Source organism: Acinetobacter sp. YH01020 (assembly GCF_013420275.1).
GTDB classification, from domain to species: domain Bacteria; phylum Pseudomonadota; class Gammaproteobacteria; order Pseudomonadales; family Moraxellaceae; genus Acinetobacter; species Acinetobacter amyesii.
Window position 1 is genome coordinate 16,959 of sequence record NZ_VOYN01000019.1, and the last position, 11,977, is coordinate 28,935.

Below are 11,977 nucleotides of genomic sequence, written 5' to 3' on the forward strand. Positions count from 1 at the left end.
TGAAAAAACGTATTATTAATACTAATATGCTGAAAATGCAGCTTTTATTGAATCGTGTAGAAAATAGCTAAAAAACTGCTGTTGTAGTGTTGATAAAACAGCAGTTTGGGTCGGAATTAAGATTTCAATACGTTTTTAATGCGCACAAAACGCTTGGTTAAAGTATTCAAATAATTCAGGTGTTTGGCTCCATAAGCCGATGGATAAAGCCAACAAGGCCAGAATACTGATGGCAATACTGAGTCGGAACCATAATGTTGAATTAGTCATGAATGACACTTTCCTCATTAACCATGAAATGTACCAATACCCCAAAAATACTCAGGACAATCGAAAAAATCCAAATGGCATTATAGTTACCGGTCATATCGTGGTTCACACCACCCAACCAGCCACCAAAAAATGAACCGACTTGGTGAGTAAAGAACACGATGCCACTGAGCATACTGAGATATTTAACGCCAAACATATTGGCTACAATACCGTTGGTGAGCGGTACGGTAGAAAGCCATAGTAGACCCATAATGACGCCAAAAGCATAGATTGTCCATGTGCTTAAAGGCAGCAAAAGAAAGGCAATAATGGCAATGCCACGTAAACCATAAAGTCCCATTAACAGCTTTGGTTTGGAATATTTGCCACCGAGCCAACCTGCTGTGTAGGTGCCGACAATATTAAACAGTCCAACGAGCGCGAGGAAAATAGTGCCCGTAGTGGCATTAAAGCCATGATCGATTAAATAACCCGGAAGATGGATGCCAATAAACACCACTTGGAAGCCACAAACAAAGAAACCGAGTGCTAGAAACCAAAAGGGTTTATGTTCCCAAGCCAATTGCAAAATTTGTTTAAAATTCAGAGAGGCTTCATGCGTATTAGTTGCATTTGGTGCAACATACATTGGTGCTTTTAGCATCCATGCTAAAGGAATAATAAGCGCAATTAAAATGGCGCTAACCACCAAAGCTGAAGACCAACCCAATTTTTGCAGTAGCAGTAACGTAGAGGGCAGCATAATGAACTGACCAAAAGAACCTGCGGCACTGGCAATACCCATGGCTAAACTACGTTTGTCCGGATGCGCTGCACGTCCTACGGCCGAGAGTAATACTGGAAAGGATGTGGCTGAGAGAGCCAAACCCAGGATTAAACCTGCACTTAAATTAAGCAGTAAACCGGTGGAGCTCACGGCCATGAGTAATAGTCCGAGGGCATATAATGCACCACCGACGGCGACCACGATCTTACTGCCATATTTATCTGCAAAAGCCCCTGTAATCGGCTGCACAGCACCCCAAATTAAGTTTTGCATGGCAATGGCAAGGCTAAATACGTTATGTCCCCAACCGAATTCATCACTCATCGGCACGAGATAGAGGCCAAATGCATGACGCACCCCTAAAGACAATGCCAAAATAATTGCACTGCCAATGAGCATGTAAATCAGGGGCTTCGAGAAACGAGTATCAGACATACAGCAGTCTACATTCTTTAAATTTAATCCAATGGTATTCGAATAAACGCAGAGTTGCGATTAAATTTAATTCACCAAACAATAAATTTTTTTTATAGGTAACTATGGATGAATAAAGGAAATTGACACAGCGGAAATTCAAAAGTGTCTAAAAGAGTTAGAAAAGGTATCTCAGAATAAAAGACCATATAAAAGCCAATAAAAAAGACGACCGTAGTCGTCTTTTATATATGTTATTTATTAGAAACGCATACCGATACCTGCATACGCAAGAATTGGATTTACTTCAATATCAGCTTTAGATTTGATCAGTTCGCCGTGTGTCGCATCTGTAACGGTAATGGTGGTTTCATTCTGTAGGTGTGCATAGCTGACAGAACCTACAGCAAACCATTTGTCATTGAAGTCATAGGTGAAGCCAACCGTTGCAACTGGCGCAAATGCATCAGTTGCTTCTAAATCAACTTTGGGATTTGCCTTACTTGGTTTTCCTTCTAAAGAAGCGCCTGCATTACCTTCTTTAATGTTGGCAATCATGTGACCTGCAGCAATCAAATCTTTCTCAATTTGTGGATTCATTTCCAATTCATTGAAGTAAGCATACATCACGCCTAGACCCACATAGGGACGGAATTTATTAACGCCAGTTTTACCGAAGTGATATTGGATTTCTGCAGCAGGAGTCCATGCACGTGCAGAAGCTGCTGCACCATGTGCGCCTAAGTCGGTAATGAAAATATCGTTTTCCAGTTCTAGATTTCCAAGTGCGCCGCCTAGTGGTTTCGCAATGGCTGAAAATGGTGCGTAAATTTTTCCTGATCCTTGTAAATCAACTTTTGGCGGAATACCCGCTTTCATTTCTAATGATACATTGTCAGTGAAGAAATAGTTGGTCATGATCCCAAAAGTAGTAACATTATCTGCTTCAAGACCGGTCCCTGGATTGTCCCATTGTTCAAGTCCTGAAATAGTGGCTTTACCACTCATTGCAGCAGGAACAGTGTCCAAAGTATTTAGTGCAACTTCTAGTAGGGGCGGAACTTTGTACCCTTCTCGAATATTGTCTTTTACTGTTTGTGATTTAACTTCGCCAACATCTGCCTCATAGCCTTCATTGATGGCAGTATTTACACGGAATGGTTGTGCTTTACCTTGTGGCATAACATGTAGAGCACCGACAGAGACAGAAAAACGTTTGAAGCCATCGCCATCTTTTAAACTAAAATATGGTGAGTCTGCATGACTGATGATTGGTAGGGCAGCCATAGAAGCAGCAATGCACAATACACTTTTTTTCATTTGAAAGGACTCCATGTCCGTAAATTGATAATAATTTTTCTAAGTGCTCATTATTCAAAATTAGTGCGTAAAAAATGTTATAGAAAACAAGAATAAACGTAATAGTCCTGTAACATTTTTGATGATTTGTATTATTTGAAGGCTTTAATTAGGTATTTGTGTAAAAAAATCTAACTTTTTTGAAATTTAGAAATGGTTCTATCTATTTGTAAATACTCAATATTTATTGACATAAATGACAGTGCTTTGGTTGATTTGGGTCAATAAATTAGTTTAAAACGACCATATTTAAAGCAGTTTTTTGTGCTGTTGTCCTCTATAGATATAAAAATTCATAGCTAATTATGGAGTCTTTATATGTCAATCGAGGCTAATCACTCAAAGCCTTTTACACCAAAACCATTTTTTTTGTACAATAGCGCCAGATTCAATTGAGTTATTCGTATGAGTACGCAAAACCCTCCCAAGAAAAAGGCTTTAGTCAATTTGCCTTTTCCGATTAAAAAAGCTGAAGATAATGCTTCGGATGAAATCTTTGAGGATATGCGTCCAAAACCGCAGCGTTATGCTGAACGTACTTGGATGCCACCACGCGGTACACGTCGTTCGATGGGTAAGCGTTAAAAGATTTAAATAAAAAAGCCATGGTAAAAACCATGGCTTTTTTATTGCAAATTATTGATGTTAATTGCGTATTTCAGACTGAATTCTTCGGTCTTTATTGAGATAATACTTTTTCTTCTGACGATACATGTCCAAATCGGCACGTTTAAGCATATCGTCCATCCGCTCATTCAGCTCATTGGTGGCACAGCCAATCGAGATACTCATCGGTTGATTAGAATAAAATTGGTTATCGACCAATAACAACTCATTCAAACTTTGTAAACAGTTTTGCAATGCTGCATCATCAGCACCCGGTAAAAGTATGACAAATTCATCACCGCCAATGCGTGAAGCAGAATAGGGCGTATGCTGAATAAGTTGGTTTAAAATGTTGCCCAGACGTCTGAGGATACTGTCACCAGCATCGTGCCCAATACTGTCATTGAGTTCTTTTAGTCCATTTAAATCAATAAAAATACAAGAAACAGGACGTAATTGATTGCGTTCGAGACGATTGAGTTCTGCGATATAAAATGAACGGTTATAGAGTTTGGTCAGGACGTCATGTTTACCTAAATATTCAAGATAATTTTCAGCCTTTTTACGTGCGGTAATATCAGTCAGAGCAACCTGCACGGTGCTCCAGTCGTCGAGATAATCAGGAAATACGGTAAATTGCAGCAAGACATGGCGAATACTGCCATCAAGTGCATAATTTATAGCTTCACGTTGATGATGTAAATTACCGTTCCAAAGTTCAATCAGTTGTTCTTTAAAAGTTTGAAGCATTTCTTTGGCAAATACTTTATGTACATTTTTGAGCAATATTTCTTTGTTCGGAGCGCCAAACAAATCAAGGGTGGCCTGATTAACGTCAACGATCAGTATTTCCTTAATACACTCTTGTACAAAATCGGGGTGAACATCCAAAAATGTCACAAAATCTTCTATACCTAAAGCGCGAAGCTGATCTAATTTTATTTTAATCCGGCTGAAATCTTCTACCCAAAGTGAGGTTGGCGAATAATGGAAACGCGCTTCTGCCAAATGACGACTTTGTTCATGTAAACGACAAGCTTCAGTATAAGAGGTGATATCTTCAGTTGTAATTAAAACGGCAGACAAATCCTGCTCATGACTCGGTAGCACGATGCCTTTGAGTTGAATGTCTAGGCGTTGCCCACTGAGTGTATAGTTTACGGCAGAATGGGAAAAATGTGTTTCCCCATTCCATAATGCAACCAATTCTCTAATATGTGTTTGACACATCTCCGCCTGAAAAACGAGATCAAGGTTTTGACATAAATGTTCAAAGTCACGTGCTTGATACAGTTCTAACGTTTTTGTGTTGACCTGTAAGATTTTTATTTTTCTTGCACATTGCAGAATACGTGATTCATCTTGTTGAAGAAAAGTAGCGAGATCCTGCACACCTTGCTGACGCCAGAGATCAAATTGTTTTTTGACTTCACTGTAATCTTCAAGCCACATGGCAATGGGGGATAGCTCAAAAAAAAGAGAATCTAGCATGTCTATTTTATGTGCTCGTCATTCTTCATGATAATTACAGCATGTAGTATAAGACGAAAAAAATGATATTAAAATAATGTGATATGTGAAATAAAATTTATTTTTAATGTGATTTAAGTCGCTAAAAGTCATTAATCCACCTTAGATAAAAAGCCAATTTAGACTTTGGCTTTTTTTGGGGGGAAATGAGGTGAAAATAGTCTTTAGCGGCTGGCTTTACGAGCTTTATTTTCAGGTCTTGGTGCAGCGATTTCACGTTCAGCTTTCCAAACATCAATGAAATCTTTTTCATTGATGTTATACAGTTCAAGTAGGGCTAAAATGACGCCGCCAAACATCATCGGGCCTTCTGAGTTGCTTTGAAACTCAAATATTTTCCCATTCAGGGCATGCAAAATATCTTCAATTTCAAAAATACGGTCACGACCATTGCTATCTGTCGGGTACATTTGGGTATTCAGCACAATTTTCGCAAGACTTTTTTCATTATCTGTTAAGGCCAGAACATCAACCAATTCATCTGCCGAAGGTGCAAAAATTACCGAGTCTTGAAAAATTGTATGTAGAAGTTTCGAGGTCAGTTTTGGTAATGCTTTTTCAACGAAAGGACGGAATGAAATTGGAAAAATAACATTTCTGGAAATGCCCTTAAACATCGGGGCAATTTCTTCAACTTTATAGCCAGCGACACCACAACCGATCGAGGTAATGAAGTATTTGGTTTTCGGATGATTCTTGGTATAGATTTTAAAATCATCGACATAGTGTTGAATTTGCGACAATGGCATTTGTTGTAAATGCTCATTCATGGTTGGAATAGCAAAACTTTGACCTGCCCATCCACGACCAATACCATTCATTGCGCCAAAATGCTCTAGTGCGGTACGCGCTGCACCGCCAGCATGTTGACCTGCCATATTGCTGCCAAAAACAAAAATGGTATCTTCAGCTAAGTTTTTAACAATACTTTCGTCATGATATTGATAAGTCATAAAGTTTGATCTGTGGCGTCCTTTTGTCCATGTTGCAGGTGAAATTTAGCTAGGTCAAGTATCTATCTGCGGTAAATGAACGCTTTATCTATGAGTTTTTTAGCCTAAAGAGTTTCTTCGAAAAAAAAATGGCACAATCAGGTGATTTATAATTTTGAAGTTGACGAAAAAAACTAGAAACACGTACTAAATAAAGATTACTTCTGTCTGTAAGAGACTTTGGCTTTTTACATAAATTTAGCGTTGTTTTGTGCAACTTTGCCCTCATAATAAAGCCCTATAAAAACTGTTGAAGAAGAGTGTGATGCAGGAACAGCCTTTTGAACTGGTAACACAATATCAGCCCGCAGGTGATCAACCTCAAGCGATTGAGAAATTGGTGAAGGGGATTGAAAAAGGAATGCATGATCAGTTGCTCTTAGGGGTAACAGGTTCAGGTAAAACCTATACCATGGCAAATGTGATAGCACGCACGCAACGTCCAACGATTATTATGGCGCATAATAAAACTTTGGCTGCGCAGCTTTATGGCGAGTTTAAAGCCTTCTTTCCGCATAATGCCGTGGAATACTTCGTCAGTTATTATGACTATTATCAACCCGAAGCCTATGTTCCATCTTCAGATACTTTTATTGAAAAAGATTCATCGATTAATGATCATATCGACCAAATGCGTCTTTCGGCAACACGGGCATTATTAGAGCGACGTGATGCAATTATCGTAGCGTCAGTTTCAGCCATTTACGGTCTGGGTGACCCGAATGCCTATATGAGTATGCTTTTGCATATCGTGGAGGGTGATCGTATCAGTCGTGATGACATCATTCGTCGTTTGGTGGAAATGCAATACACCCGAAATGAACTCGAATTCCTACGCGGTACATACCGTATCCGTGGTGAAATTATTGATATTTTCCCTGCAGAATCGGATCAAAATGCCATTCGTATCGAATTGTTTGATGACGAAGTTGATTCAGTTCGATGGTTTGACCCATTGACGGGCAAACTGGTCCGTAAAGTTCCACGGATTACCATTTATCCAAAGAGCCATTACGTGACGCCTAAAGATAATTTACAGCGTGCAATTGGGACTATTCGTGAAGAACTTACAGACCGACTGGGTTTTTTCCGTGCAAATGATAAATTACTTGAAGCACAGCGTATCGAACAACGTACACGTTATGACTTAGAGATGATGCAGCAGCTTGGCTATACCAACGGTATTGAAAACTATTCACGGCACTTGTCTGGCCGTCCTTCTGGTGAAGCACCTCCGACTTTGTTTGATTATGTACCTGATGATGCTTTATTAATCATTGATGAATCGCACGTTACCGTTCCGCAAATTGGGGCTATGTATAAAGGTGACCGTTCACGTAAAGAAAATTTGGTCAATTACGGTTTTCGTTTACCAAGTGCGCTTGATAACCGGCCAATGAAATTTGAAGAATGGGAGCGGATTATTCCTTCGACCATTTATGTCAGTGCAACGCCTGCACATTATGAAATGGAAAAGTCTGAACAAGTCGTTGAGCAAGTGGTTCGACCCACAGGTTTGGTCGACCCTGAAATTGAAATTCGTCCAGTGTTAACGCAAGTGGATGATGTATTGTCAGAAATTAATAATCGTAAAAACTTAAATGAGCGTGTATTGGTTACGACATTAACCAAACGTATGGCAGAAGATTTAACTTCATATTTGAAAGAATATGGTATTAAGGTCGCTTATTTACATTCTGATATTGACACTGTTGAACGAACTAAAATTATTCATGAATTGCGTTCAGGTGTATACGATGCAATTGTCGGGATTAACTTGCTGCGTGAAGGCTTAGATATGCCAGAGGTGTCTTTAGTCGCCATCTTAGATGCTGACAAAGAGGGGTTTTTACGTTCTGAGCGTTCTTTGATTCAAACCATTGGTCGTGCAGCGCGTAACTTAAACGGTAAAGCGATTTTATATGCAGATCGTATGACCGACTCCATGCAAAAAGCCATTGATGAAACGGATCGTCGTCGTAATTTACAAATTGCATTTAACCTTGAACATGGCATTACGCCACGCAGTGCAGTGCGTCAAAACGTCAATGATATTGATACAGGTGAAGTGCTGACAGATGATGAAATCGATGCAAAAATTTCAGATCAGGCCAAGGCATTAACTGCAGATGAACGTCATTTGATGTCTGATCCAAAACTTTTAGCAAAACATATGAACAAGCTGGAAAAAGAAATGCTGAAGGCATCGAAAGATTTACAGTTTGAACAAGCCGCTCGATTACGCGATGAAATCTTGCGTTTAAAAGCACAGATGATTTCATAATTTTGTTAGACAAGATGCGGAATATTGTCTGAATTACATACATAATTCAGACAAGAAAATGATTTTTAGAGCAATTTTTTCCGCTAGAGTAAAAACACGAGAGAAAGAATTACTTAATTTTCATCGAATGTTTTGCATCGAAATGAGGCATAAAAATGACAACAACGAATCTTCCGAAAGCTGGTTTTAAACTCGCAAAAATTGCACTTGGTGCAGTAGTGTTAATTGGTTTGGGTGCAGCTACAATGGCCTATGCACAGACGAAACCATTACAGACTGTGGAAAAAGTTGAGCTCGATCGTTATTTAGGTATGTGGTATGAAGTAGCTCGTAAGCCTATGGTTTTTCAAAAAAGCTGTGACCGTGATGTTACTGCGGTTTATACCTTAAATGAAAACGGCAATATTAATGTCAATAATCGCTGTGTATCTAAAGATGGCACCAAGAAACAATCAATAGGCGAGGCATTTGTACAAAATGCACCGTTTAACTCAAAATTAAAAGTCAGTTTTTTACCTGAAGCGATTCGTTGGTTGCCTGTGGGGCGTGGTGATTATTGGGTGCTCAAAGCCGATGAAGACTATCAAACAGTCTTGGTGGGTGAGCCTCGTCGTAAATATATGTGGGTGCTTTCTCGTTCGGCTCATCCAGATCAGGAAGTGATTCAGGAATATCTAAATTATGCTCAATCTGTCGGTTATGACTTATCAGATATTATTCATACCAAGCAAACAGTAAAACCATAAAACCTAAATATTTGAACAAATGCTAAAAAACCATGCCTGTGCATGGTTTTTTATTTGCTAGAATGTCTCTGCGAAAAGCTTGATTGATCAAGCAAAATATCAAATTTATGGTGTATTTTGGACTGGAGTGGAAGATGTATAAAGGCGTTGCATTGTCTGTATTGGCATCGGTCACTTTTGGTATTTTGTATTTCTTTACCATCTTTTTAAAACCTCTAGATAGCGAGCAAACTTTTGCATGGCGCATGTTGGCGACCTTGCCATTTTTAACCTTATTTATGTGGTGGATGAAAGATTTAAACAAAGTCAGTGAAATTTTTTGGCGTGTGGTCAAGCAACCGATCTTTCTCATTTGGTTAATCATTAGTTCATTTTTATGTACTACACAGCTTTGGTTGTTTTTGTGGGGACCAATTAATGGCCGAGGGCTAGAAGTATCTTTAGGGTATTTTCTATTGCCCTTAGTGATGGTTCTGGTTGGATGTGTACTGTATAAAGAAAAGCTGTCTAAATGGCAGATGGCTGCCGTGGCATTGGCAATTTTAGGGGTCGGCCACGAAATTTGGCGTATTGGCAGCATCGCGTGGGAAACTGTCTATGTCGCTGTGGCTTATCCGATTTATTTCTTTTTACGTCGTACCTTTAAAACCGATCATTTGGGTGGTTTTTGGTGGGATCTTTGCTTAATTTTGCCTGTAGCCTTTTATTTAGGATTTATTCATAGCGATAGTTTAGCGCTGATGTCGTTATTCCCGTATCTGATTTTGGCGGTTTTAGGACTGGGTTTTCTGAGTGCGCTTGGCTTAGGTAGCTATATGTTGGCGAGTCGTTATTTGCCATTTGTGATTTTTGGTTTGTTGAGTTATTTAGAACCCGTGTTGTTAGCTTTTGCATCCATCGCATTGGGGGAGCGAGTAGAAGCCGAAGAATGGCTGACCTATATTCCAATTTGGGGTGCGGTATTGTTATTGGTGATAGAGGGTGTTTTGCATCTGTTTAAACAAAAGCAAAATGAACGTGCGCTAGCAAAAAATGTAAAAGCGTTAAATGATCGAATCGATTCTTAGACTGAAAATGCTGGTACGATAAATTGATCAGTTCACAATTAATGCTTGCTGTTTTTTAATAAAATCTTAAACTTAGAAAACTAAAACACGCCATGACTCAATTTGTTGTTTAGGAAGAACAGCATTGAATGATGGTGTACAAAAATATTTATTTTAGATAAAAATAAACTGAAATCGATAAAAGATTGATTAAAGAACCAAGATACAGGAAGCAGTCAGTGGTTGTCCCATTTCATCAAAGCGCAAAACTTTTACAGCTAGAGCCTGTGTTGGATCAGCATTGGCAGAGTATTGTATCTGAAGTATGCACTGATCTTGATCAATCCAATTTAGCGCAGATACAGCTGGTGTTATTACAAAAGGGAATTCGTTTTGAGTCTTCTTCACAGTCTTATCAACTTGATGTGCCGATAAATTTGGGCATGCTGATGAAAGTAATAAAATATGATGTCATGCGTGAGCATGCACAGTATTTGGCAACACAGCTTGAAGAACTTCGAACATTGACAATGAGTATTCAAATTGCGCAAAAATTAGAAGAAAACCTATCCTATATCAATAAAATAGATGCCGAAGAAGATTTTGAATTACAGCATGAAAAAAACATATTACATCGGCATTTTATTTTAAATGCCGCACAAATCATTCGTGAAATGGATTTGATTGCGCCGAGCGATGCACGTCAACTCACTGCCCAGCAAGTCAAAATTTTCTTGATCGAAATTTTCTTAAAGTCACATGTGTTGGGGCAAGTTTTTGATGCTTCTATCCCGAAATCATCTGAGGTTTGGCAACATCCGATTTTTAAATACTATTTAAAGCGTGAACAAAAAATACGATATCTACAAGTCGTACAAACATCTGAGTTTATTTATATTTTGTCGCCTGATTTAGATTGGACGACGCAGTATTCCGCTACACGGTTTTTATCGACAAAGCACAATGACGCTTTAGCAGACGACGTTTTTGATGGGGTGGCCATAGATTTAACTACTGCTTTAGAGAATCAGCAAATAGAACAATTAAAAATTCAAGTGTCAAAGCTAGCATCCATTGCAGGTTTTATACATTTAGATCTACAAAATTTAATGCAGCAACTACATACACGGGTAGATAAGCATCTACTTTTGATGCTGCATGTAGAGGATGCCACTCAACAATTGGCGACGGTTTTACCTGCTTTTGAGCAGCAGTTCAATGCATTGATTTTGAAGCCATTACATCAGACTGTTCAATTTCAACTAAGTGAGCAGATACAGCATGATTTTGTCTTTTTTCATTGCATGCAAATATCTCAAAAGCTCATCACGAGTCTAAATGTCTTGAGTAGTTGCCCTAAGTTTGAGGCAAGTTTGGAGTTGAAACGACTGCGACTTCAACTACAGGCTTGGCAAGTACTGTTGTTGAAACGGCGTACGCACATTTTTAATGTTCAAAACGAAGATGAGTGGGAGTTTCATCATCATCAGTCACAGCAAATTCATACGGCGCTGAAGGCGCTCTTGCAGTCGGTCGATGATCAACAGAAGATCTTTGCTACAGACGCAACTGTAGAAAATACGGGTACCCATGGCGCGCATGCGCATGTTGGATTTTCCAAACGCATGACGAAAACAGGGGAGTATGAAAGCCTTGAAGCCGATGCTTTAAAAGCGCAGCAGCAAAAAAAGCGCCAGACTTATATGCAGGTTTTAATGTTGCTGAAGGAACATGCTTCACAGCTCGTCAATCTTGATTTTGAGCCATGTGAAAATGCCTTAAACGTGCGATCTTTTAGTGATCAGAGATATTTTGCGATTAGTGCTGGTGAGAATAGTTTAAATGCACTACCGAAAATATTAGAGCTGAGTGTAAATTTCTTTGATTTTAATCTGGAAAAGTTTGCTGATAATCTGAAAAATTAGCTGAATTTTCAATATTGATCTGACTTTAAATAATTT

10 protein-coding genes are annotated in these 11,977 nt (G+C 38.9%); 5 read left to right on the forward strand and 5 right to left on the reverse strand.

Going from position 1 to position 11,977, the window contains the following annotated elements:
• Positions 1–135: 135 nt before the first annotated feature.
• The 3 genes from FTT85_RS18710 to FTT85_RS09105 form a co-directional block, all read right to left on the reverse strand.
• Entirely contained in the window at positions 136–270 is a 135-nt protein-coding gene (locus tag FTT85_RS18710; protein ID WP_257221407.1) for a hypothetical protein, read from the reverse strand.
• Positions 263–1,474, reverse strand: a complete 1,212-nt coding sequence (locus FTT85_RS09100) for an MFS transporter (RefSeq protein WP_180183378.1) — start codon at positions 1,472–1,474, stop codon at positions 263–265. The genes FTT85_RS18710 and FTT85_RS09100 overlap by 8 nt, the downstream gene beginning before the upstream one ends.
• Before the next feature lie 240 nt (positions 1,475–1,714).
• Positions 1,715–2,773, reverse strand: a complete 1,059-nt coding sequence (locus FTT85_RS09105) for an OmpW family protein (protein WP_180183379.1) — start codon at positions 2,771–2,773, stop codon at positions 1,715–1,717.
• Positions 2,774–3,217: 444 nt separating this feature from the next.
• Here FTT85_RS09105 and FTT85_RS09110 point away from each other — a divergent pair, with 444 nt between their 5' ends.
• Entirely contained in the window at positions 3,218–3,397 is a 180-nt protein-coding gene (locus FTT85_RS09110) for a hypothetical protein (protein ID WP_180183380.1), read from the forward strand.
• Positions 3,398–3,457: 60 nt separating this feature from the next.
• Here FTT85_RS09110 and FTT85_RS09115 read toward each other — a convergent pair whose 3' ends face one another.
• Positions 3,458–4,915, reverse strand: coding sequence for a sensor domain-containing diguanylate cyclase (locus tag FTT85_RS09115; protein WP_180183394.1), 1,458 nt, complete (start codon positions 4,913–4,915; stop codon positions 3,458–3,460).
• Between the two features lie 197 nt (positions 4,916–5,112).
• A complete protein-coding gene (locus FTT85_RS09120; protein WP_180183381.1) occupies positions 5,113–5,901 on the reverse strand; it encodes a hypothetical protein in 789 nt (262 codons plus the stop codon).
• Positions 5,902–6,202: 301 nt separating this feature from the next.
• Here FTT85_RS09120 and uvrB point away from each other — a divergent pair, with 301 nt between their 5' ends.
• The 4 genes from uvrB to FTT85_RS09140 all read left to right on the forward strand — a co-directional run bounded on the left by uvrB (position 6,203) and on the right by FTT85_RS09140 (position 11,941).
• Positions 6,203–8,224 (forward strand): excinuclease ABC subunit UvrB, encoded by a 2,022-nt coding sequence (uvrB, locus tag FTT85_RS09125; protein ID WP_180183382.1) that lies wholly within the window; start codon positions 6,203–6,205, stop codon positions 8,222–8,224.
• 155 nt (positions 8,225–8,379) lie between these two features.
• On the forward strand, positions 8,380–8,970 hold the full coding sequence (locus FTT85_RS09130; RefSeq protein ID WP_180183383.1) for a lipocalin family protein: 591 nt from the start codon (positions 8,380–8,382) through the stop codon (positions 8,968–8,970).
• A gap of 134 nt (positions 8,971–9,104) precedes the next feature.
• Entirely contained in the window at positions 9,105–10,037 is a 933-nt protein-coding gene (gene rarD / locus FTT85_RS09135; protein ID WP_078191878.1) for an EamA family transporter RarD, read from the forward strand.
• Between the two features lie 218 nt (positions 10,038–10,255).
• A complete protein-coding gene (locus FTT85_RS09140) occupies positions 10,256–11,941 on the forward strand; it encodes a hypothetical protein (RefSeq protein WP_180183384.1) in 1,686 nt (561 codons plus the stop codon).
• Positions 11,942–11,977: the final 36 nt, after the last annotated feature.

Coding starts and splice junctions, on each gene's coding strand:
- FTT85_RS18710 (WP_257221407.1), bottom strand. CDS start 270: ATGACTAATTCAACATTATGGTTCCGACTCAGTATTGCCATCAGTATT.
- FTT85_RS09100 (WP_180183378.1), bottom strand. CDS start 1,474: ATGTCTGATACTCGTTTCTCGAAGCCCCTGATTTACATGCTCATTGGC.
- FTT85_RS09105 (WP_180183379.1), bottom strand. CDS start 2,773: ATGAAAAAAAGTGTATTGTGCATTGCTGCTTCTATGGCTGCCCTACCA.
- FTT85_RS09110 (WP_180183380.1), top strand. CDS start 3,218: ATGAGTACGCAAAACCCTCCCAAGAAAAAGGCTTTAGTCAATTTGCCT.
- FTT85_RS09120 (WP_180183381.1), bottom strand. CDS start 5,901: ATGACTTATCAATATCATGACGAAAGTATTGTTAAAAACTTAGCTGAA.
- FTT85_RS09130 (WP_180183383.1), top strand. CDS start 8,380: ATGACAACAACGAATCTTCCGAAAGCTGGTTTTAAACTCGCAAAAATT.
- rarD (WP_078191878.1), top strand. CDS start 9,105: ATGTATAAAGGCGTTGCATTGTCTGTATTGGCATCGGTCACTTTTGGT.